The sequence below is a fragment of the Amycolatopsis mongoliensis genome, from assembly GCF_030285665.1.
GTDB lineage: Bacteria > Actinomycetota > Actinomycetes > Mycobacteriales > Pseudonocardiaceae > Amycolatopsis > Amycolatopsis mongoliensis.
Genome location: NZ_CP127295.1, coordinates 12,691 through 34,950 on the forward strand (window position 1 = coordinate 12,691; position 22,260 = coordinate 34,950).

Sequence of the window (22,260 nt, forward strand, 5' to 3'; positions counted from 1 at the left end):
GTCGCGAATGAGTCATTCGCGACCTTCCGCCCGGCCGATGGGGTTGGCTGGCACGCGGCCTGACGGCGGCGACTGCGCTCGGAGGGGCAGATCTGGCGAGCCCGGAGGTTGGCCGCGGGCCGGGCCGCGGTGGCGGTGAGTTCCTGGGGCGTCGTGAATGACTCATTCATGTCGTCCGACGACATGAATGAGTCATTCACGTCATCGGGGCGGGCTGGCGCGCGAAGGAGGAGAGGCTCGTCGGACGTCATGAACGGCCCTTCGTGACCTGGCAGCCGCCCCGGCGCCGAGGTGAGGTCGGCCACAGCCGCCCTGGCTCGCGTTGACAGCCCGTCCCCCGGAACCGAACATTCCCCGCATGAACCTGTCTGACAGCCAGACAGCCGGACAAGGTGGTCCCCGGCGGGTGAGCGCCATGGAGGCCGTGCTGGCCCACCTGCGGCGGCTGATCGAACGCGGGGACTACCCCGTCGGCGCCAAGCTTCCCTCCGAAGCGGCCCTGAGCAGGGAGTTCGAGGTCAGCCGCTCGGTCATCCGGGAAGCCCTGCGCGGCCTGCAGGCCCTCGGCATGACCGAGTCCAAGACCGGCAAGGGCACCTTCGTCACCGCCACCGGGCCCGCCGACAACCCCACCTTCGGGCCCTACTCCGCCCGCGACCTCATCGAGGTGCGCCGGCACGTCGAGATCCCCGTCGCCGGGTACGCCGCACTGAGACGCAGCCAGGACGACCTCGACCTGCTCGGCCACCTCGTCGAGCGGATGGACGCCGAGACCGACAACACCGCCTGGGTCGCGCTCGACTCGCTCTTCCACATCACCATCGCCCAGGCCTCGGGCAACCCCGTCTTCGGGAAGGTGATCGAAGAGATCCGGGACGCGCTGTCCCGCCAGTCCGCCTTCCTCAACCAGCTCGGCGACCGGCGCCGGCAGTCGAACGTCGAGCACCGGGAGATCGTCACGGCGATCGAGAGCGGCTCCGAAGAGCGAGCCGTCGCCGCCATGACCGCGCACCTCACGCACGTCGAAGCCACCCTCACCAGCATCGTGAACGGGGACCAGTGACCGAACAGACCCTCACGGCCACCACCGCGGACGCGGGCGACGCCGGCTACCGCAAGGCCCTCAAGCCCCGGCACGTGAACATGATCGCCATCGGCGGGGCGATCGGCACCGGCCTGTTCCTCGGCGCCGGCGGGCGGCTCGCGCAGGCCGGGCCGGCGCTCGCGATCGTCTACGCCGTCTGCGGGCTCTTCGCCTTCTTCGTCGTCCGCGCGCTCGGCGAACTCATCCTCCACCGGCCCTCCAGCGGCGCCTTCGTCTCCTACGCCCGCGAGTTCATGGGCGAGAAGGGCGCGTACGTCGCCGGCTGGATGCACTTCCTCAACTGGTCGACCACCGGCATCGCCGACATCACGGCGATCGCGCTCTACGCGCACTTCTGGTCGTTCTTCTCCCCGGTCCCGCAATGGGTGCTCGCGCTGGCGGCGCTCGCCGTCGTGCTGACGCTGAACCTCGTCTCGGTGAAGCTGTTCGGCGAGATGGAGTTCTGGTTCGCCATCGTCAAGGTCGCCGCGCTCGTGCTGTTCATGGTGATCGGGATCTTCCTGCTGGTGACGCAGACGCCGATCGACGGCGCCACCCCGGGCCCGCAGCTCATCACCGGCCACGGCGGGATCTTCCCGGCCGGGCTGCTGCCGATGGTCCTCATCGTGCAGGGCGTGGTGTTCGCCTACGCCTCGGTCGAACTGGTCGGCGTCGCCGCCGGCGAGACCCCGAACCCGGAGAAGATCATGCCGAAGGCGATCAACTCCATCATGTGGCGGATCCTGGTCTTCTACGTCGGCTCGGTGGTCCTGCTGGCGATGCTGCTGCCGTGGAGCTCCTACTCCAAGGAGCAGAGCCCGTTCGTCACCGTGCTCTCGCACCTCGGCGTGCCCGCCGCCGACAGCGTGATGAACCTGGTCGTGCTCACCGCGGCGCTGTCCAGCCTGAACTCCGGCCTCTACTCGACCGGCCGGATCCTGCGGTCGATGGCCAAGGCGGGCTCGGCGCCGAAGTTCACCGGCGTGATGAACCGCAACCAGGTGCCCTACGGCGGCATCCTGCTCACCGCGTCGGTCTGCGTGCTGGGCGTCGGGCTGAACTACCTGGTGCCGAAGGAGGCCTTCGACATCGTGCTGAACTTCGCCGCGATCGGCATCCTCGCCACCTGGGCGATCATCGTGGTCTGCCACCTGCTCTTCGTCCGCAAGACCAAGCGCGACGGCGTCGAGCGGCCGGCGTTCCGGCTGCCGTTCTCGCCGTACACCGAGATCGCGACGCTGGTGTTCCTCGCCGCGGTCGTCGTGCTGATGGGCTTCGACGAGACCGGCCGGATCACCCTGCTGGCCCTGCCCGCGATCGCCGTCGCGCTGGTCGCCGGCTGGTTCGCCGCGCGCAAGCGGATCGACATGCGCGCGTTCGACGAGGAGGGCGTGTGAGTCACGAACCCCTGGTCGAGCTGGTGCGCGACGGCATGGTCGAGGGCGTGCACCACGGCTCCGCGATCGTGCTCGCCCCGGACGGCACCACGCTCTTCGCCGCGGGCGACCCGGACGCCGCGATGTACCCGCGGTCGACGGCGAAACCCCTGCAGGCGACGGCGATGGCCCGGCTCGGGCTGCGCCTGTCCCCCGCCGGGTTCGCCATCGCGGCGGCCAGCCACTCCGGCGAGCCGATGCACCTCGACGCCGCGACGGCGGTGCTCGCGGGACGCTCCCCCGACGCGCTGGGCAACCCCGCGGACTTCCCGTTCGACCCGATCGAGCGCGACCACTGGGTCGCCGCCGGGCGCGCCCCGGGCCGGCTCGCGCACAACTGCTCCGGCAAGCACGCGGCGATGCTCGCGACCTGCGACCTGAACGGCTGGCCCGCCGCCGGCTACCTCGACCCGGCCCACCCGTTGCAGCGCGCGATCGCCGGCACCGTCGAGGACCTGACCGGGCGGCGCATCGACCGGGTCGCGGTGGACGGCTGCGGCGCGCCGCTCTTCGCGACGTCGCTGCGCGGCCTCGCCACCGCCGTGGCGAAGATCGCCACGGGCGCGTCCGGGACGCCTGAGCACCTGGTCGCCGACGGGATCCGTCGGCACCCGGAGCTGGTCGGCGGCAGCCGCCGCGACGTCACCGCCGTCATGCGCGCGGTGCCCGGGCTGATCGCGAAGGACGGCTTCGAGGCCGTCCAGGCCGCCGCGCTGCCGGACGGCACCGCGATCGCCTTCAAGATCGCCGACGGCGGTGACCGGGCGCGCCCGCCGGTGCTGGCCGCCGCGCTGAGGCTGTGCGGGATCGACGTCCCGCCCGGCCCGGAAAACCTGCGCGTCACCGGAAAACTGGCCGAGAGCATCTCCGTGGGGAGCCCGCGATGACCACCCGCCGCGAACACGACCTGCTGGGCGACAAGGACGTCCCCGCCGACGCGTACTGGGGCGTGCACACCGCCCGCGCCCGGGAGAACTTCCCCATCACCGGCACCACGATCGCCGCCTACCCGCACCTGATCTCGGCGCTGGCCGCGGTCAAGGAGGCCGCCGCGCGCGCCAACGCCGAGCTGGGCCTGCTCGACCCCGAGATCGCGGACGCGATCGGCGAAGCCTGCCGGGAGATCCGCGCAGGCGCGCTGCACGGCGAGTTCGCCGTCGACGTCATCCAGGGCGGCGCCGGGACCTCGACCAACATGAACGCCAACGAGGTGATCGCGAACCGCGCCCTCGAGCTGCTCGGGCACGCCAAGGGCGACTACCACGTCGTGCACCCCAACGAGCACGTCAACCTCGGGCAGTCGACGAACGACGCGTACCCGACCGCGGTCAACGTCGCGACGATCCTCGCCGTGCGCGAGCTGTCCGAGTCGATGGTCGTGCTGGAGCGGGCGTTCGCCGCCAAGGCCGTCGAGTTCCACGACGTCCTGAAGATGGGCCGCACGCAGCTGCAGGACGCGGTCCCGATGACGCTCGGCCAGGAGTTCGGCACCTACGCGGTGATGCTCGGCGAGGACCGGCTGCGACTGAACGAAGCCGTCGCCCTGCTGCACGAGATCAACCTCGGCGCGACGGCGATCGGCACCGGCCTCAACGCCGCGCCGGGCTACGCCGAAGCCGCGTGCCGCCACCTGCGCGAGATCACCGGGCTGCCGGTCGTCACCGCCGCGGACCTGGTCGAGGCGACGCAGGACTGCGGCGCGTTCGTGCACCTGTCGGGCGTGCTGAAGCGGATCGCCGTCAAGCTCTCGAAGAGCTGCAACGACCTGCGGCTGCTGTCGTCGGGCCCGCGCGCCGGGCTCAACGAGATCAACCTGCCGCCGGTGCAGGCGGGGTCGTCGATCATGCCCGGCAAGATCAACCCGGTCGTCCCCGAAGTGGTGAACCAGGTCGCGTTCGAGGTGATCGGCAACGACGTCACCGTGACCATGGCCGCCGAGGCCGGGCAGCTGCAGCTCAACGCGTTCGAGCCGATCATCCTGCACGCGCTGTCGGAGAGCATCACGCACCTGGGCGCGGCCTGCCGGACGCTGGCCACGAAGTGCGTCTCGGGGATCACGGCGAACGCCGACGTCCTGCGCGGGTACGTCGAGAACTCGATCGGGCTGGTCACGGCGCTGAACCCGAGCATCGGCTACGCGGCCGCGACCGAGATCGCGAAGGAGGCGCTGGCGACCGGGCGAGGCGTGGCCGAGCTCGTCGTCGAGAAGGGCCTGATCCCGGCCGAGGAGCTGGCGAAGCTGCTGCGGCCGGAGACGCTCGCCCGGGTGCTTTAGTGGGGCGCGCCCGCCCGGCAGCCGGTATCGTCGATCCGGAAGGCAGGACTCCACTTCGGAAGGCTGGGCGCCCGTGCTGGACCGACTTGTCGACAAGATGCTCGGACTTCCCCGAGCCGAAGGCCCGAAGCCGGTCGTGACGCGCGATCTCACCGTGCCGATGCCCGACGGCGTCACGCTGCTCGCCGACCGGTACGCCCCGGCCGGGACGACGTCGGCGCCGGTGGTGCTGATCCGCACGCCCTACGGGCGCAAGGGCATCCTCTCGAAACTCTTCGGCGACACCTTCGCCCGGCACGGGCTGCAGACGGTCATCCAGAGCACCCGCGGCTCGTTCGGCTCCGGCGGCGAGTTCCGGCCGTTCCACCTCGAGCGCGAGGACGGCGTCGCGACCGCCGAATGGCTGCGCGCGCAGCCGTGGTGCGACGGGAACCTCGCCATGGCCGGCGCCAGCTACCTCGGGCACACGCAGTGGGCGGTCGGGCCCTACCTCGACCCGCCCCTGGCCGCGATGTGCCTCGGTGTCACCGCGTCGGAGTTCGTCTCGACGTTCTACCCGGGCGGCGTGCTCGCGGCGGACAACATGGTCTCGTGGTCGGCGATGATCGGCCGGCAGGAAGAGCGCTTCGCCGCGCTGCCGAACCCGCTGCAGAAGCGCAAGACGCGGAAGGCGATGTCGTTCCTGCCGCTGAGCCGCGCCGACGTCGCCGCGATCGGGAAGCCGGTGCAGTTCCTCCAGGACATCACCGAGCACTTCGTGCCGGACGACGACTACTGGGCGATGTCCGACCACAGCGCCGAAGTCGCGAAGCTGGACGTCCCGGTGTCCATGGTCACCGGCTGGTACGACCTGTTCATCGGCTCGCAGCTGCGCGACTTCCGAACCCTCGCCGAGGCGGGCAAGGCGCCGCGGATCACGATCGGGCCGTGGGCGCACGGGGAGCCCGCCAGCATGGGCCCGATGATCCGGGACCAGCTCGGTTTCCTGCGCGCCCACCTGCTCGGCGACCGCACCTTCCTGCAGCGCGCCCCGGTCCGCCTCTTCCTGCAGGGCGCCGGGACCTGGCTCGACTTCGAGTCGTGGCCGCCGCCGTCGACGGCGACCGCGGCCCACCTGCGGCCGATCGGCGGGCTCGGCGAACGGGCCGGCGACGAGGCGCTGCCGACGACGTTCACCTTCGACCCGGCCGACCCGACTCCGGCGGTCGGCGGGCCACTGCTGACGGGCGAGTGGAAGCAGCGGGACAACCAGGAGGTCGAGGCGCGGCCGGACGTCCTGGTGTTCACCGGCGAGCCGCTGCCGTCGGACCTCGACGTCATCGGCGAGGTGACGGCGACCGTGCACGTGCGCACCGAGCTCGGGCACGCCGACATCTACGTCCGGTTGTGCGACGTCGACTCCGGCGGGGTCTCCCGCAACGTGACCGACGGGATCCGCCGGCTGCGGCCGGGGTTCCCGTCGGCGGACGCGGACGGCGTGGTGACGGCGGAGGTGACGCTCGACCCGACGGCCTACCGCTTCCGCCACGGCCACCGGCTGCGCGTCCAGGTGGCCGGCGGGGCGTTCCCGCGGTTCGCGCGCAACCACGGGACCGGCGAACCGGTCACGTCGGCGGTCGACGGGAAGCCGAACCGGTTCGAGGTGTTCCACGACGCCGCCCGGCCGTCGAAGATCACCCTGCCGGTGTTCAACAGCTGACGGTGCGGTGGTGGCTGGTCACCCGGCCGTCGTCGTGCACCACGTGCAGCAGCAGCGAAGGCGGCCGCTCGTAGTCCAGCGGCCCGCCTTCGTCCCAGCCGCGGTCGGCGCCCGGCTCGGCCGGCAGCAGCGACTGCGAGACGACGCCGGGGGCGATGCGCAGCGGCACCCCGGCGAACGTCGTCGAAGCACCCGTGTGCACGTGCCCGGCCAGCAGCGCCACCACGCGCGGGTGGCGCAGCAGGACCCGGGCGAGCCGCTGCTCCCCCGACTGCCGGATCGCGTCGACCAGCGGGACACCCACCTCGACCGGCGGGTGGTGGAAGGCGACGACCGCCGGGCCGTCGCCGCCGGCGAGGACGCCGTCGAGCCAGTCGATCGTCTCGTCGGCCAGGAAACCCGCGCCGCGGCCCGGGATCGTCGAGTCGCACATCGCGAACAGCACGCCGCCGACCTCGTGGGCGACGTCGACGGGTGCGTCGGAGGCGGGCAGGCCCAGCAGTCCGGTGCGGAACGCCGCCCGGACGTCGTGGTTGCCGGGACACACCAGCACCGGCGCCGGGTGCTTCAGCAGCTCGGCGGCGCGCGCGTACTCCGACGCCGCACCGTGGTCGGCGATGTCGCCGGTGACGACGACGGCGTCGATCGGGCGAGCCAGCCCGCCCAGCCAGGCCATCACGGCGGCGACGCGGTCCTCGGCCCGCGGGCCGTCGTCCAGGTGCAGGTCACTCAGGTGCGCGATGATCATCTTTCGTCCTTCCCCAGGTACGCCAGCGCTTTCACCCAGTTGCGGACGAGCACCGCGGACGCGGTCGGCAGGTCGCCGTCGCGCAGGGACGCGGCGATCCGGCGGTGCTCGCCGATGCTCTCCCCGGCGCGGTCCGCTCCGCCGAAGTAGCACGATTCGTACCGCTTGAGCAGCGGCTTGGTCTGCTCGATCAGCCGCAGCAGGTGCGGGTTCGGGCAGCGCGAGAGCAGCAGCGCGTGCCACCGGTCGTCCACTTCGGACAGATCGTCGCCGCGCTCCAGCGCCGCGGCCATCTCGTCGGCGACGGCGTCGAGCGCGTCCGGCAGCCCGGCCAGCTCCAGGGGCGACGTCCAGCGCAGGGCGAGCGCTTCGAGCTCGGCCAGCAGCGGGTAGAGGCGGCGGGCTTCGTCCGGGTCGAACGGCGGCACCAGGAACCCCCGCCCCGGCGCGGAAACGAGCAGGCCGCGGTCGGCGAGCCCGATCAGCGCCTCCCGCAGCGGCGTCCGGCTGACGCCCAGCTCGCGGGCCAGGTGCACTTCGTTGACGCGGGCGCCGGCGGCGAGCCTCCCGTCGAGCACGCGGGTGGTGATCTCCTCGATGAGGTCGCTGCGCAGCGGGGTTCGGGCCACGTTCGCAGTATTGCATACAGAAAGGACCTACTGTATTCAGTTCACATGGCCTTCGACGTCGACCGCGCCCGCCGTGAAACGCCCGGCTGCGCCGAAGTGGTCCACTTCAACAACGCCGGTTCCGCGCTCCCCCCGGCCGTCGTGACCGACACCGTCGTCGACTACCTCCGCCACGAAGCGCTGGTCGGCGGGTACGAAGCGGCTGCCGAGGCAGCGGACCGCCTGGACGCGGTGTACGCCTCGGCGGCACGGCTCGTCGGTGGCGAGCCCGACGACATCGCGCTCACCGACAACGCGACCCGCTCGTGGCAGGCGGTGTTCTACGCGCTTCCGTTCAACGCCGGCGACCGGATCCTCACTTCCCGCGCGGAGTACGCCAGCAACGCCATCGCGTTCCTGCAGGTCGCCCGGCGCACCGGCGCGGTCGTCGAAGTGGTCGGCGACGACGAGTCGGGGCAGCTGGACGTCGAGGAGCTGCGGCGGCGCGTCGACGGCGACGTCAAGCTGATCGCCGTCAGCCACGTGCCCACCCAGGGCGGCCTGGTCAACCCGGCCGAGGAGATCGGCGCGGTCGCCGAAGCGGCCGGCATCCCGTTCCTGCTCGACGCGTGCCAGTCGGCCGGCCAGCTCGACCTCGACGTGACGCGCCTCAAGTGCGACGCGCTCTCCACCACCGGCCGCAAGTACCTGCGCGGGCCGCGCGGCACCGGGTTCCTCTACGTGCACCCCCGGCTGCGCGAACGGCTGGAGCCCGCGATGCTCGACCTGCACTCGGCGACCTGGGTGTCGCCCACCGAGTACGTCGTCGACCCGACCGCCAAGCGCTTCGAGGTGTGGGAGCGCGACTTCGCCGCGGTGTTCGGCCTCGGCGCGGCGATCGACTACGCACTCGGCTGGGGTTTGCCGGCCATCGAGACGCGTGTCGAATCGCTGGCCGCCACCCTGCGCGCCCGGCTCGCCGAAGCCGGGGCGCGCGTGCACGACGTCGGCGCCCGCAAGTGCGGCATCGTCACCTTCAGCGTCGACGGCACCCCGGCCGGGGAGATCAAGGCCCGGCTCGCCGAGGCGAACATCACCACCTCGATCTCGTCGCGGACGTCGGCCCAGTTCGACTTCACCGCGCGCGACCTGCCGGACATGGTCCGGGCGTCGGTGCACTACTACAACACCGAGGACGAGATCGACCTGCTGGTGCGGCAGGTGGAAAAGCTCTAGAAGGCGTCGACTCCGGTCAGCTCGGCCGAAACCGTCCACAGGCGCTCGGCCAGGACCGGGTCGATCGCGTAGTCCTTGACGCCGGTGCGGCCGCCGTCGGCGGGCGCCGGCTCGGCGATCTCGCAGTCCTCGAGGTAGACGCCGCCGAGGCCGTCGAGCTGCGGGGACGTCGCCGCCCACACCTGCGTCGCCGCGCCCTGCTCCGGCGTCTTGGCGCCGCCGGTGACCTGCCCGGCCTCGTCGACCATGCCCGCGTCGACCAGCTCCTGACGGTCCAGGTGGCGCACCAGCTCGGTCAGGATCCGGCCCGGGTGCAGGGCGAACGCGCGGACGCCGTGCTCGCGCGCCAGCTTGTCGAGCTGGACCGCGAAGAGGACGTTCGCCGTCTTCGCCTGGCCGTAGGCGAGCCACTTGTCGTAGCCCTGGCGGAATTCGAGGTCGTCGAACCGCACCGGGCCGTAGTGGTGGCCGCGCGAGGACACCGAAACCACGCGGGCGCCCGGGGTGAACGCCGGCCAGAGCCGGTTCACCAGGGCGAAGTGCCCGAGGTGGTTGGTCGCGAACTGCGCCTCCCAGCCCGGCCCGACGCGCGTCTCCGGCGACGCCATGATCCCGGCGCTGCCGATGAAGATGTCGATCCCCCGGCCCGAGGCGAGGAACCGCCCGGCGAAGGCGCGGACGCTGTCGAGGTTGCCGAGGTCCAGCTCGTCGATCTCGACGTTTTCGAAGCCCCGCAACGCTTCTTCGGCTGTCGCGCGGCGGCGGGCCGGGACGACGACGTGCGCGCCCGCCCGCGTCAGGGCGCGCGTCGTTTCGAGCCCGATGCCGGAGTAGCCGCCGGTGACGATCGCGAGCTTGCCGGTCAGGTCGATGCCGGCCAGGACCTCGGCCGCCGTGCTGGTGGCGCCGAAGCCCGAGCCGATCTTGTGCTGTGCAGTGGTCATACCCCGACGCTAGGAGCTGGAGTGAACTCCAGCGCAACCCCGAGTGACGCAGGGATCAGTCCTTGAGCAGCTGCCGGGCGATGACGAGCTTCTGGATCTCGCTGGTGCCCTCGTAGATGCGGAACAGCCGCGCGTCGCGGTAGATCCGCTCGACCGTGACGCCGCGGACGTAGCCCATGCCGCCGTGCACCTGGACCGCGCGGTCGGCGACCCGGCCGAGCATCTCGGTGCAGAACAGCTTCGCCGACGACGGCCCGAGCTTGCGGTCCTCGCCCGAGTCGTACTTCGCGGCGGCTTCGTGCACCATCGCGCGGCCGGCGGCGAGCTCGGCGTGCGACTCGGCCAGCAGCGCCTGCACGAGCTGGTACTCGCCGATCACGCGGCCGCCCTGGCGGGCCGTCCGCGCGTAGTCGACGGCTTCGGCGAGCGCGCGTTCGGCCATGCCGACGCACAGCGCCGCGATGTGCAGCCGGCCGCGGGCGAGCGAGGCCATCGCGATGCCGAAGCCCTTGCCCTCCTCGCCGACCAGCGCGCCGGCGGACAGCTCGACGTCGTCGAAGACCACCTCCGACGTCCACGCGCCGGCCTGGCCCATCTTGGCGTCGTGCGGGCCGACGGTGACGCCGTCCGCGCCGGCGGGCACCAGGAACGCCGAGATGCCGCGGCTGCCGGTGCTGTCGAGGTCCGTGCGCGCGAACGCGACGAAGACCTCGGCCAGCGGCGCGTTGGTGATGAACCGCTTGGTGCCGGACAGCCGGTAGCGGTCGCCGTCGCGGACCGCTCTGCTCGTCAGGCCGCCCGGGTCCGAGCCGGCCTCGGCCTCGGTGAGCGCGAACGACGCGATCGCCTGCCCCGCGGCCAGCCGCGGCAGCCAGCGGGTGCGCTGGTCCGGCGTCCCGTAGTGCACGATCGCCTGGCCGGCGATGCCGTTGTTGGTGCCGAACAGCGACCGGAACGCGGGCGTCGTGTGGCCGAGCTCGATCGCGAGCCGGACGTCTTCGGCCATGCCCAGGCCGAGGCCGCCGTACTCCTCGGGCAGCGCCCAGCCGAACAGGCCCAGCTCGGCGGCCTTGTCCCGGATTTCGGCCGGGATCTCGTCGCGCTCGTCGATCTCCGTCTCGCGCGGCACGACCTCCTTGCGGACGAAGTCCCGCACCGCACCGAGCACCTGCCCGAAAAGCTCCGCGTCCATGCGTCGCACCGTACCCGGTAGCGTGCGGCGCGTGAGCACCTTCTTCGCCGTGGCAGAGCAGCACCCGGACCGCCTCGCGGTGCTCGCGCCGGACGGCACGGCCGCGACGTTCGGCGAGCTGGCCGCGCGGGCGAACCGGCTGACGCACGCGCTGCACCGGCTGGGGCTCGGGCCGGGCGACGGCGTCGTCGCGATCGTCCACAACGGACTCCCCTACTTCGAGCTGCTGTTCGCCACGCTGCAGGCCGGGATGTACTTCACCCCGGTCAACTACCGGTCGTCGCCGGCCGAAATCGCCTACGTGGTGGAGAACAGCGGCGCGCGGGTCGTCGTCGCCGACGCGGACATCGCGCGGGGCTGCGCCCTCGACGTGCCCCGGTTCTCGGTCGGCCCGGCCGAGGGCTGGGGCGACTACGCGTCCTGGGGCGAGGACGAGCCGTCGACCGCGCCGCAGCCGCGGACCGCCGGCCAGACGATGCTCTACACCTCGGGCACCACCGGGCGGCCCAAGGGCGTCCGGCGCGCGCTGAGCGGGAACCCGCCGGCCCTGCACCCGATCCACCGCGACCTGATGGCGCTGTTCGACGTCCGGCCGGGGCCGGGCGTGCACCTGGTCGCGTGCCCGCTCTACCACGCCGCGCCCGGCTCGTTCGCCGTCAACGCGATGCACCTCGGGCACAGCGCGGTGCTGATGGACCGCTTCGACGCCGAGGAAACCCTGCGGCTCATCGAACGGCACTGCGTCACCGGCACCCACCTGGTGCCGACCATGTTCCACCGGATGCTGCGGCTGCCCGAGGACGTCCGCGCGCGCTACGACACGTCGAGCCTGGTGAGCGTGATCCACGGCGCGGCGCCCTGCCCGCGCGAGGTCAAGGAGCGGATGATCGGCTGGCTCGGCCCGGTGGCGCACGAGTACTACGGCGCGTCGGAAGGCCTGATCTGCGGTGTCACGGCGGCCGAATGGCGGGAAACGCCGGGAACCGTGGGCCGGCCGCTGACCGGCGTGCGGCTGAAGATCCTCGACGACGACGGTTCCGAGGTGCCGGACGGCGAGCCCGGCACGATCTGGTTCAGCTCCGCGCACACCGCGATCGACTACCTCGGCGACCCGGAGAAGACGGCGGCCAACCGGTCCGGGGAGTTCATCACGGTCGGCGATTTCGGGTACCGCGACGCCGAAGGCCGCGTGTTCCTGCTCGACCGGCGGACCGACCTGATCCTTTCCGGCGGCGTCAACATCTACCCCGCCGAGATCGAGGCGCGGCTGCTGAGCCACCCGGACGTCGCCGACGCGGCGGTGATCGGCGAACCGGACGAAGAGTGGGGACAGCGGGTCGTCGCCGTCGTCGAGCCGGTGCCGGGCGTGGTGCCGGACGACGCCCTGGCCGCGCGGCTGGCCGAGCACTGCCGCGGCGAGCTGGCCGGCTTCAAGACGCCTAAGCGGTTCGACTTCACTGATCGCCTCCCCCGCACCGAATCGGGCAAGATGATGCGGCGCACCCTGCGCCAGGCTTGAGGGAGGACCGCCCGATGCGCAAGACCGTCACGCTCTTCGCCGCGACCGCGCTGGCCGTCACGCTGGCGTCCGGGACCGCGTCCGCGACGCCCGGCAGCGGCGTCGCCGGCACGATCCTGGCCCAGAAGACCATCGGCCACACCGACTACACACTGCGGGAGATCACCATCCAGCCCGGCGGCTACACCGGCTGGCACTTCCACGACGGCACGCTCTACGCGTACGTGAAGGCCGGGACGCTGACGCACAACCTGGCCGACTGCAGCATCGACGGCGTCTTCGGCACCGGGCGCGCGTTCACCGAAAAGCCCGACCAGGTGCACATCGGCCGCAACCTCGGGACGACGCCGCTGGTGCTCGAAGTCCTGTACGTGCTCCCGGCGGGCAGCCCGCTGTCGGAGGACGCGCCGGACCCGGGCTGCGGCTTCTAGCTCGAGAACCAGCCCGCCGCGTCCAGGCGGTAGGCCGCGGGACCGACGACCGCGCGCAGATCGGTCTCGAGCGCGGTCATCCGCTCGGCGCCGACCGTGCGGGCCCAGTCTTTTCGCAGGTCGTCGAAGATTTCCGCGGACTTCGTGAGCGCGTCGACGCCGTGCGCGGTGAGCCGCACGATCTTGCGGCGCGCGTCATCGGGATCGTCGGCGCGCTCGGCGTACCCGAGCGCCTCGAGCCGCTCGACCGTCTTGCCGGCCGCCTGCTTGGACACGCCGAGCCGGCGGCCGATCTCCGACGCCGTCGCGCCCCGGACCCCGATGGCCTGCATGGCGAAGCCGTAGGACGGGCGGACGTCCGGGTGCCCGCGGCGCGCGAGCTCGGCGTGGAGCCGGTCGATGAGCGTGCGGAACCCGCCGAAGAGCAGGAAGGGCAGCTCGTAGCCGGGCGCGTCGGTCATCACCCCTTGCCTTTCTCGACAACCAGGTTTACGGTTTCGACAACCACGTTGTCGATACTACGTCTGGAGACGTCTTGTTCCCCGATCACACCCCGGAGTCTGCACCCCCGGCCGCCCGCCCGGCGATGGCGGCCACCGCGAAGAAGTTCGGCCGCGTCCCGTCCGCCGTCGCGCGCCTGGCGACGTCCCCCGAACTGCTGACCGGCTTCCTGAAGCTCAACGCGATCTTCGAGTCCACGACACTGCCGGCGCTGGACCGCGAAGTGCTGGTCATGACGGTGGCGGCGCGCAACGGCTGCCACCTCTGCGTGGCGATGCACACGGCCACCCTGGAAGGCCTGTCCGCCGCACCGGAGCTGGTGGCGGCGCTGCGGGCGCAGTCTTCGCTGCCTTCACCGAGATTGGAGGCGCTGCGGCGGTTCGTGCTGACGGTCATGGACACGACGGGCGACGTCCCGCCCGCCGAGCTGGCCGCTTTCACCGGCGCCGGTTACACGGCGCAGAACGCCCTGGAGGTGGTGCTGGGGATCGGGACGTACACGCTGTCGACGTTCGCGAACCGCCTGACGGACGCGCCACTGGACGACGCTTTCGCCGGCCACGCTTGGCGCGCTACCGCGGTCTGACGGTGGTTCCGGTCGCGTCGCCTTCGACGAAGGCGCGTCAGGCCTCGGCGACCGGCGTTCCTTTCCATCGCTGCCGCGGTTTCATCCCTTCGCTTCGGCGATCGGTCGCCGGCTACTCGCCGGACACGGCCCCGAGGTTCATGTGACTCAGGTCTCACCTCTCACGACGTCCGGTCGCGGCGCGCGGCTCCGACCCCTGGGTGTTCAACCACCGAGAAGGAGTCGACATGGACAAGCCGGCCGGACGGCGGGAGTGGCTGGGGCTGACGGTGCTCGTGCTGCCCACCCTGCTCGTCGCGATGGACATGACCTCGCTGTTCCTCGCGCTGCCGCAACTGAGCGCCGACCTCGGGGCGAGCGCGACCGAGCAGCTGTGGATCACCGACAGCTACGGCTTCGTGGTCGCCGGCTTCGTGATCACCATGGGCACCCTCGGCGACCGGATCGGCCGGCGCCGGCTGCTGTTCGCCGGAGGCGCCGCCTTCGCGGCCCTGTCGGTCGTCGCCGCGTTCTCCACCAGCCCGGCGATGCTCATCGTCGCCCGCGGCGCGCTGGGCATCGCCGGGGCGACGCTGATGCCCTCGACACTCGCCCTGATCACGAACATGTTCCGCGACGGCCGGCAGCGCGGGAAGGCCATCTCGATCTGGGCCACCTGCCAGTTCGCGGGCGGCGCGGCCGGCCCCGTCCTGGCCGGGTTCCTGCTGCAGCACTTCGCGTGGGGCTCGGTCTTCCTGGTCGCGGTCCCGGCGATGGGCGTGCTGCTCGCCGCCGGCCCGTTCCTGCTGCCGGAGTTCCGCACCCCCGCGGCCGGGCGGCTCGACTTCGCCGGGGTCGGGCTTTCGCTGGCCGCCGTGCTGCTGATCGTGTTCGGCCTCAAGCAGCTGACCACCGGGGACCTGCTGGTGCCCCTCGCTGCGCTCGCCGCCGGTGCCGCACTCGGCACCGTCTTCGCCCGCCGCCAGCTGACCACGTCGTCCCCGCTGCTGGACCTGCGGCTGTTCCGCAACCGGCCGTTCACCGCGGTGCTGGTCGCGCTGGTGTTCGCCGGCGTCGCGATGGCCGGCGTCGGCCTGCTCGTGACGCAGTACCTGCAGAGCGTCCTGGGCTACTCGCCGCTCGCGTCGGCGGTGCTGTTCGCCCCGATGGGGCTGGGCGTCGCGGTGGGCACGATGACGGCGCCGGCCCTGACCCGCCGGATGGCCCCGGCGACAGCGATCGCGGGCGGCCTGGTGGTCTCGGCGGCCGGCGGCATCCTGCTGGCCTTCACCGACGGCGCGGGGCTGGTCATGGTGGGCATCGCGGTGCTGACGCTGGGCACGGGCCCGCTGTTCGCGCTGGGCATCGGCCTGGTGGTCGGCTCGGTCCCGCCGGAACGAGCGGGCTCGGCGGCGTCGATGGCCGACACGGGCAACTACCTGGGCGGCTCGCTGGGCCTGGCCCTGATCGGCCTGACGGCGACGGCGGTGTACCACGGGGTGTTCCCGGGCGGCACGACGCTGGCCGTCGACGTGGTCCGGCCGGAGGTGGCGGACCAGGCGAAAGAGGCGTTCACGACGACGGTGAACGTGACGGGCGTGATCGCGGCAGTGCTGTTCGCGGGCCTGGCGCTGCTGGTGACGGCGATGCGTCGCCCCGCGAAGGGTGAGCCGGTGGGCGCAGCAGGGTTCGAACCTGCGACCGCTCGGGTGTAAGCCGAGTGCTCTTCCGCTGAGCTATGCGCCCCCTCGGGCGGCGGCCCCGGAAAACCGGGAGCCGCCGTCCGGGGAAATCAAGCCAGTTCGGCCACGGCCTTCTTCCAGCCCTGCTGGTCGCGGGCCTCGCCCGGCGCGTTGACCTCCGCGAACCGCACCACGCCGTCCTGGTCGATCAGGAACGTGCCGCGGACCGCCAGGCCGGCCTGCTCGTTGAACACGCCGTACGCCTTGGCCACCTCGCCGTGCGGCCAGAAGTCGGACAGCAGCGGGAACTGGTAGCCCTCCTTCTCGGCCCACGCCTTCAGCGAAAACGGCGTGTCGACCGAGACGCCCAGGACCTGGACGCCCTTGCCGTCGTAGTCGGCGAACTCGTCACGGAGCTGGCACAGCTCGCCGGTGCAGATGCCGCTGAACGCGAACGGGTAGAAGACCAGCAGCACCGGCTTGTCACCCCGGAAGGACGACAGCTGCACGGGCTGCTTGTTGTAGTCGTTGAGCGTGAAGTCAGGGGCCTCAGAACCGACCTCGACGGTCATACCGCGTTTCCTCTCCCGTACGGACACGTGCCTGCGACGACAACCCTATCGTGTCAGCCGGGCGGGACCTGTTCAGCGCTGCTTCGACTTCGACTTCGGGGAGACCAGGCGCGTGCCGATCCAGTTCGCCCCGACGCTCATGTTGGCGGTCTGGGCCAGTCCGACGACGGGCACCGCTTCGGCGATCTCGCTCGGTTCGACGTGCCCTGGCTGTCCCGTCTTCGGGGTGAGCACCCAGATCACGCCGGTCTCCTCCAGGGGGCCTCGTGCGTCGATGAGCGCGTCACCCAGGTCGCCGTCGTCCTGGCGCCACCACAGCAGCACCACGTCGATGACCTCGTCGGCGTCCTCGTCGAGGATGTCCCCGCCGATCTGCTCCTCGATCGCCGCGCGGACGTCGTCGTCGACGTCCTCGTCCCAGCCGATCTCCTGGACCACCATCTCGGGCTTGATGCCGAGCCTCTCGGCGACGCTGGTCTGATCAGCGTCTCCCGCGGCGACCACTGCTTTCACTCCTCCAACTACGACGGAGCGTGGCGTCCGACCCCCTCTGTGAGGGTACGGCTGCGCCACACTCGGCGACCCGGTTGCCGATAGCGAACACTGGTGCGGCTCCGCGCGCAACCGTCCACACCGGATCTTTGACAACTCGTGTCGCAGGATACGGCCCGCCACCGGCCTCCCGCGACGGCGTTTCGGGTACCTCCGGAGACCGGTCTGCCACCCCTTCGGGGGGCGTCCCCTAGGGTGGGGAGGAAGAAAACGCGCGCGCGATACACCGCGCGCGGGGAGTGGCTCGACCGGGTCGGCTGATGTTACCGCTCAGTAGCGGTGCGGAAGCCGGGACGGAAGACGACGATGGAGAGTCGTACACCCCCGAGTACGAGCACCACCGGCTGCAACTTTTCGCAAGGAGACCCCTTGGCCCCGCAGAACGACGGCGCCTCCGGCAAGGAGACCCCGGCACGCGTACGCGTCATCCGTGACGGATTGGCGGCGCACCTGCCCGACATCGACCCGGAGGAGACCGCCGAGTGGCTGGACTCCTTCGACGAGGCGCTGGCCAGGGGAGGTCAGCAGCGGGCCCGGTACCTGATGCTGCGCATCCTGGAGCGCGCCCGGGAACGCAACGTCGGCGTACCCGCGCTGACCTCGACGGACTACGTCAACACCATCCCCACCGAGAACGAACCGTGGTTCCCCGGTGACGAGGAGATCGAGCGCCGGTACCGGGCCTACATCCGGTGGAACGCCGCGATCATGGTGCATCGGGCGCAGCGCCCCGGCGTCGGCGTCGGCGGGCACATCTCGACCTACGCCTCCTCCGCCGCGCTCTACGAAGTCGGGTTCAACCACTTCTTCCGCGGCAAGGACCACTCCGGCGGCGGCGACCAGATCTACATCCAGGGCCACGCCTCCCCCGGCATCTACGCCCGCGCGTTCCTCGAGGGCCGGCTGACCGAGCAGCAGCTCGACGGCTTCCGCCAGGAGTACTCGCACGCCGGCGAGGGCGGCGGCCTGCCGTCGTACCCGCACCCGCGGCTGATGCCGGAGTTCTGGGAGAACCCGACGGTGTCGATGGGCCTCGGCCCGATGAACGCCATCTACCAGGCGCGGTTCAACCGCTACCTGCGCGACCGCGGCATCAAGAACACCGACGACCAGCACGTCTGGGCGTTCCTCGGCGACGGCGAGATGGACGAGGCCGAGTCGCGCGGCCTGATCCACGTCGCGGCCGGCGAGGGCCTCGACAACCTGACCTTCGTGATCAACTGCAACCTGCAGCGGCTCGACGGCCCGGTGCGCGGCAACGGCAAGATCATCCAGGAGCTGGAGTCGTACTTCCGCGGCGCCGGCTGGAACGTCATCAAGGTCATCTGGGGCCGCGAGTGGGACTCGCTGCTGCACGCCGACCGCGACGGCGCGCTGGTCAACCTGATGAACGTGACGCCCGACGGCGACTACCAGACGTACAAGGCCAACGACGGCGCCTTCGTCCGCGAGCACTTCTTCGGCCGCGACCCGCGGACGAAGGACCTGGTCAAGGACCTCTCCGACGCCGACATCTGGAACCTCAAGCGCGGCGGCCACGACTACCGCAAGGTCTACGCGGCGTACAAGTCGGCGCTGGAGCACCACGGCCAGCCGACGGTGATCCTGGCCCACACCATCAAGGGCTACGGCCTGGGCCCGGCGTTCGAGGGCCGCAACGCCACGCACCAGATGAAGAAGCTCACCCTCGACGACCTGAAGCTGTTCCGCGACTCGCAGCGGATCCCGATCAGCGACGAGGAGCTCGAGCGCGACCCGAAGCTGCCGCCGTACTACCACCCGGGCGCGAACTCGCCCGAGATCGAGTACCTGATCGGCCGCCGCAAGGCGCTCGGCGGCTTCCTGCCGGAACGCCGCCCGAAGGCCGCCAAGGCGCTCGTGCTGCCCGGCGACAAGGTCTACGAGGGCATCCGGAAGGGCTCCGGCAAGCAGGAGGTCGCCACCACGATGGCGTTCGTCCGGCTGGTCCGCGAGCTGGCGAAGGACTCCGAGATCGGCAAGCGCGTCGTCCCGATCATCCCGGACGAGGCCCGCACCTTCGGCCTCGACTCGATGTTCCCTACGGCCAAGATCTACAACCCGCACGGCCAGACGTACACCTCGGTCGACGCGAGCCTGATGCTGGCCTACAAGGAGTCCGAGAAGGGCCAGCTGCTGCACGAGGGCATCAACGAGGCGGGCTCGACCGCGTCGTTCACCGCCGTCGGCACGTCGTACGCGACGCACGGCGAGCCGATGATCCCGATCTACATCTTCTACTCGATGTTCGGGTTCCAGCGGACCGGTGACGGCCTGTACGCCGCCGCCGACCAGATGGCCCGCGGGTTCGTCCTCGGCGCCACCGCCGGCCGCACCACGCTGACCGGCGAGGGCCTGCAGCACGCCGACGGGCACTCGCTGCTGCTGGCGGCGACCAACCCGGCCGCGGTCGCCTACGACCCGGCGTGGTCGTTCGAGATCGCGCACATCGTGAAGGACGGCCTGCGCCGGATGTACGGCGAGGCCGGCCCGGACGGCAACGGCGAGAACGTCTTCTACTACATGACGATCTACAACGAGCCGTACCAGCAGCCCGCCGAGCCGGAGAACCTCGACGTCGACGGCCTGCTGAAGGGTCTGTACAAGTACGCTGGCGCGCCCGAGGGCGACGGCCCGGAGGTGCAGATCCTCGTCTCGGGCGTCACGATGCCGGACGCGCTCAAGGCCCAGAAGATGCTGGCCGAAGAGTGGGGTGTGCGGGCGTCGGTGTGGTCGGCCACGTCGTGGACCGAGCTGCGGCGCGAGGCCGTCGAGATCGACCACGACAACCTGCTCTACCCGGGCAGCGAGCCGCGCGTGCCGTACGTCACCGAGGCGCTTTCACGCGCGAACGGCCCGGTCGTGGCGGTGTCGGACTGGATGCGCGCGGTGCCGGACCTGATCCGCCCGTACGTGCCGACCGACATGCTGACGCTGGGCACCGACGGGTTCGGGTTCTCCGACACCCGGCCGGCGGCGCGGCGGAAGTTCCTGGTCGACGCCGAGTCGATCACCGTCGGCGCGCTGTCGATCCTGGCCAAGCGCGGCGAGGTCGACCAGGCGAAGGTCCTCGAAGCGGCCACGAAGTACCGGCTCGACGACATCGCGGCCGCCGGGCCGCAGACGTCGGATTCCGGCAGCGCGTGACCTGGTGCTAGAAAGGGACCCGGCAGACATCCGATGTCTGCCGGGTCCCCGCTCGCGTAGGGAGTTGATGAAGGTGACGAAGCGCCGACTGCCGAAGCCGGACGAGCTGAAGCAGCTCCTGCGACCGAAGCCGATCGTGCTGAACCCGACCGAGCGGCGCCTGGCGAACGCGCACACCATCGCCGACCTGCGGACGGCCGCCCGCAAGCGCACCCCGCGGGCGGCGTTCGACTACACCGACGGCGCGGCCGAGCTCGAAGACAGCCTGCGCCGCGCCCGGCAGGCCTACCGGCGGATCGAGTTCCACCCGAACGTCCTGCGCGGGGTGTCCGATGTGGACACCACTCGCGAGATCCTCGGCAAGACGTCGGCGCTGCCCTTCGCCTTCGCCCCCACGGGGTTCACGCGGATGATGAACCACGAGGGCGAGGCCGCCGTCGGCCGCGTGGCGCAGCGCAACGGCATCCCGATGGGCCTCTCGACGATGGCGACGACGTCGATCGAGGACCTCGCCGAGGCGGCGCCGGAGGCCCGCAAGTGGTTCCAGCTCTACGTCTGGCGCGACCACGGCGCCGGCGAAGATCTGATGAATCGCGCGTGGGCGGCGGGCTACGACACGCTGATGCTGACCGTGGACACCCCGGTCGGCGGCGCGCGCCTGCGCGACGTCCGCAACGGCCTGACGATCCCGCCGGCCCTGACGCTCAAGACGTTCCTCGACGGCGCGACGCACCCGGCGTGGTGGTTCAACCTGCTCACCACCGAGCCGCTGCACTTCGCGTCGCTCAGCCACTTCGACGGCACCGTCGCCGAGCTGCTGAACAAGCTGTTCGACCCCACGCTGAACTACGACGACCTCGACTGGGTGCGGCAGACCTGGCCCGGGAAGCTCGTGGTCAAGGGCGTGCAGAACGTCCAGGACGCCCGCGACGTCGTCAAGCACGGCGCCGACGCGGTGCTGATCTCGAACCACGGCGGCCGCCAGCTGGACCGCGCGCCGACGCCCCTGGAGCTGCTCCCGGCGGTGCTGGACGAGCTCCAGGGCGGCGCCGAGGTCTGGATCGACACCGGCATCCTGTCCGGCGGCGACATCGTCGCGGCGATCGCCCGCGGCGCCGACGCCGTGCTGATCGGCCGCGCGTTCCTCTACGGCCTGATGGCCGGCGGCGAGCGCGGCGTCCAGCGCTGCGTGGACATCCTGCGCACGGAGATGGTCCGCACGATGCAGCTGCTCGGCGTCCGGACGCTGAAGGACCTGACGCCGAGCCACGCCACCCTGCGTTAGACCTGCGCCTGGCCGCCGTCGACGAAGAACTCGACCCCGTTGACGAAGCTCGCCTCGTCGGAGGCCAGGAACAACGCGGCGGCGGCGATCTCCGCCGGGTCCGCGAGGCGGCCGAGCGGCACCTCGGCCGCGAGGCCGTCGACGAGGCCCTGCTGCGCGTCGTCGTCCACCAGGCCCAGCAGGCCCGGCGTGCGCGTCGGGCCCGGGCTCAGGACGTTGACCCGCGTGCCCGTTCCCTTCAGGTCGAGCGCCCAGCTGCGGGCGAAGTTGCGGACCGCCGCCTTCGTCGCCGCGTAGACGCTGAAGGCCGGGGAGACCTTCGTCGACGTCGTCGATCCGGTGAGGATGATCGACGCGTTCGCGTTCAGCAGCGGCAGCGCCTTCTGGACGGCGAAGAGGACACCCTTGACGTTCGTGCCGAACGTGGTGTCGAACTGCTCCTCGGTGATCTCGCCGAGCGGGGCGAAGCCCCCGCCGCCGGAGTTGGCCACCAGCACGTCCAGCCCTCGGCCCCGCTCCGCCACCGCCCGGTAGAGCTCGTCCAGGTCGGCCAGGTTCGCCGAGTCCGCCCGGACCGCCGTCACGCCGCCGCCGATCTCGGCGACCGCGTCGTCGAGGGCCTCCTTGCGACGGCCCGTGATGAAGACGTGCGCGCCTTCGGCCGCGAAGCGCTTCGCGATGGCGAGCCCGATGCCGGTGCTGCCCCCGGTCACGACCGCGGTCTTGTTCTCCAGGTTCACGATGCCCTCCAAGTTCTTGACTATCT

20 protein-coding genes and 1 tRNA gene are annotated in these 22,260 nt (G+C 71.5%); 12 read left to right on the top strand and 9 right to left on the bottom strand.

The genetic code is table 11. The features are described 5' to 3' along the window. Nucleotides 1–415: 415 nt before the first annotated feature. The 5 genes from QRX60_RS00035 (at nt 416) to QRX60_RS00055 (ending at nt 6,494) form a co-directional block, all read left to right on the top strand. Nucleotides 416–1,063: a FadR/GntR family transcriptional regulator gene (locus QRX60_RS00035; RefSeq protein ID WP_286003458.1), complete on the top strand. Its 648-nt coding sequence runs from the start codon at nt 416–418 to the stop codon at nt 1,061–1,063. Further along, nucleotides 1,060–2,481: an amino acid permease gene (locus tag QRX60_RS00040; protein ID WP_285998732.1), complete on the top strand. Its 1,422-nt coding sequence runs from the start codon at nt 1,060–1,062 to the stop codon at nt 2,479–2,481. The genes QRX60_RS00035 and QRX60_RS00040 overlap by 4 nt, the downstream gene beginning before the upstream one ends. Beyond that, nucleotides 2,478–3,407 carry an asparaginase gene (locus QRX60_RS00045; RefSeq protein ID WP_285998733.1) on the top strand — a complete coding sequence of 310 codons (930 nt, stop codon included), beginning with the start codon at nt 2,478–2,480 and terminating at the stop codon, nt 3,405–3,407. Before QRX60_RS00040 ends, QRX60_RS00045 begins: the two co-directional genes overlap by 4 nt. Further along, nucleotides 3,404–4,795 (top strand): aspartate ammonia-lyase, encoded by a 1,392-nt coding sequence (gene aspA / locus QRX60_RS00050; RefSeq protein ID WP_285998734.1) that lies wholly within the window; start codon nt 3,404–3,406, stop codon nt 4,793–4,795. Before QRX60_RS00045 ends, aspA begins: the two co-directional genes overlap by 4 nt. 73 nt (nt 4,796–4,868) lie before the next feature. After that, a complete protein-coding gene (locus QRX60_RS00055; RefSeq protein WP_285998735.1) occupies nt 4,869–6,494 on the top strand; it encodes a CocE/NonD family hydrolase in 1,626 nt (541 codons plus the stop codon). Here QRX60_RS00055 and QRX60_RS00060 read toward each other — a convergent pair. Next, a complete protein-coding gene (locus tag QRX60_RS00060) occupies nt 6,484–7,242 on the bottom strand; it encodes a metallophosphoesterase (RefSeq protein WP_285998736.1) in 759 nt (252 codons plus the stop codon). The genes QRX60_RS00055 and QRX60_RS00060 overlap by 11 nt on opposite strands. Then, complete coding sequence (locus QRX60_RS00065) at nt 7,239–7,871, bottom strand: GntR family transcriptional regulator (RefSeq protein ID WP_285998737.1); 633 nt, start codon at nt 7,869–7,871, stop codon at nt 7,239–7,241. The genes QRX60_RS00060 and QRX60_RS00065 overlap by 4 nt, the downstream gene beginning before the upstream one ends. Nucleotides 7,872–7,916: 45 nt before the next feature. Between QRX60_RS00065 and QRX60_RS00070 the strand changes: the two genes are divergently transcribed. Then, a complete protein-coding gene (locus QRX60_RS00070) occupies nt 7,917–9,086 on the top strand; it encodes an aminotransferase class V-fold PLP-dependent enzyme (protein WP_285998738.1) in 1,170 nt (389 codons plus the stop codon). Here QRX60_RS00070 and QRX60_RS00075 read toward each other — a convergent pair. Beyond that, nucleotides 9,083–10,030 carry an SDR family NAD(P)-dependent oxidoreductase gene (locus tag QRX60_RS00075; RefSeq protein WP_285998739.1) on the bottom strand — a complete coding sequence of 316 codons (948 nt, stop codon included), beginning with the start codon at nt 10,028–10,030 and terminating at the stop codon, nt 9,083–9,085. The genes QRX60_RS00070 and QRX60_RS00075 overlap by 4 nt on opposite strands. Before the next feature lie 55 nt (nt 10,031–10,085). Beyond that, complete coding sequence (locus tag QRX60_RS00080) at nt 10,086–11,222, bottom strand: acyl-CoA dehydrogenase family protein (protein ID WP_285998740.1); 1,137 nt, start codon at nt 11,220–11,222, stop codon at nt 10,086–10,088. 31 nt (nt 11,223–11,253) lie between these two features. Between QRX60_RS00080 and QRX60_RS00085 the strand changes: the two genes are divergently transcribed. Both QRX60_RS00085 and QRX60_RS00090 read left to right on the top strand, forming a co-directional pair. Further along, nucleotides 11,254–12,741, top strand: a complete 1,488-nt coding sequence (locus QRX60_RS00085; protein WP_285998741.1) for an AMP-binding protein — start codon at nt 11,254–11,256, stop codon at nt 12,739–12,741. A gap of 14 nt (nt 12,742–12,755) precedes the next feature. Beyond that, a complete protein-coding gene (locus tag QRX60_RS00090; RefSeq protein WP_285998742.1) occupies nt 12,756–13,172 on the top strand; it encodes a cupin domain-containing protein in 417 nt (138 codons plus the stop codon). Here the strand turns inward: QRX60_RS00090 and QRX60_RS00095 are convergent. Further along, entirely contained in the window at nt 13,169–13,633 is a 465-nt protein-coding gene (locus QRX60_RS00095) for a MarR family winged helix-turn-helix transcriptional regulator (RefSeq protein WP_285998743.1), read from the bottom strand. The two genes, QRX60_RS00090 and QRX60_RS00095, sit on opposite strands and share 4 nt — an antisense overlap. A gap of 125 nt (nt 13,634–13,758) precedes the next feature. Between QRX60_RS00095 and QRX60_RS00100 the strand changes: the two genes are divergently transcribed. Continuing rightward, entirely contained in the window at nt 13,759–14,259 is a 501-nt protein-coding gene (locus QRX60_RS00100; RefSeq protein ID WP_286003459.1) for a carboxymuconolactone decarboxylase family protein, read from the top strand. Between the two features lie 227 nt (nt 14,260–14,486). Then, nucleotides 14,487–15,953 (top strand): MFS transporter, encoded by a 1,467-nt coding sequence (locus QRX60_RS00105; protein WP_408630249.1) that lies wholly within the window; start codon nt 14,487–14,489, stop codon nt 15,951–15,953. On the opposite strand, the gene QRX60_RS00110 is transcribed toward QRX60_RS00105, so the two are convergent. The 3 genes from QRX60_RS00110 to QRX60_RS00120 all read right to left on the bottom strand — a co-directional run bounded on the left by QRX60_RS00110 (nt 15,913) and on the right by QRX60_RS00120 (nt 16,996). Then, nucleotides 15,913–15,984, bottom strand: a tRNA-Val gene (locus QRX60_RS00110). The two genes, QRX60_RS00105 and QRX60_RS00110, sit on opposite strands and share 41 nt — an antisense overlap. Nucleotides 15,985–16,030: 46 nt before the next feature. Continuing rightward, a complete protein-coding gene (locus QRX60_RS00115) occupies nt 16,031–16,492 on the bottom strand; it encodes a peroxiredoxin (protein ID WP_285998744.1) in 462 nt (153 codons plus the stop codon). A gap of 72 nt (nt 16,493–16,564) precedes the next feature. Continuing rightward, nucleotides 16,565–16,996 carry a DUF3052 domain-containing protein gene (locus tag QRX60_RS00120; RefSeq protein ID WP_285998745.1) on the bottom strand — a complete coding sequence of 144 codons (432 nt, stop codon included), beginning with the start codon at nt 16,994–16,996 and terminating at the stop codon, nt 16,565–16,567. Between the two features lie 417 nt (nt 16,997–17,413). Here QRX60_RS00120 and aceE point away from each other — a divergent pair, with 417 nt between their 5' ends. Both aceE and QRX60_RS00130 read left to right on the top strand, forming a co-directional pair. After that, complete coding sequence (gene aceE / locus QRX60_RS00125; RefSeq protein WP_285998746.1) at nt 17,414–20,209, top strand: pyruvate dehydrogenase (acetyl-transferring), homodimeric type; 2,796 nt, start codon at nt 17,414–17,416, stop codon at nt 20,207–20,209. A gap of 73 nt (nt 20,210–20,282) precedes the next feature. Further along, nucleotides 20,283–21,494 (top strand): alpha-hydroxy acid oxidase, encoded by a 1,212-nt coding sequence (locus tag QRX60_RS00130; protein ID WP_285998747.1) that lies wholly within the window; start codon nt 20,283–20,285, stop codon nt 21,492–21,494. Here the strand turns inward: QRX60_RS00130 and QRX60_RS00135 are convergent. Then, complete coding sequence (locus QRX60_RS00135; RefSeq protein WP_285998748.1) at nt 21,491–22,246, bottom strand: SDR family oxidoreductase; 756 nt, start codon at nt 22,244–22,246, stop codon at nt 21,491–21,493. The genes QRX60_RS00130 and QRX60_RS00135 overlap by 4 nt on opposite strands. Nucleotides 22,247–22,260: the final 14 nt, after the last annotated feature.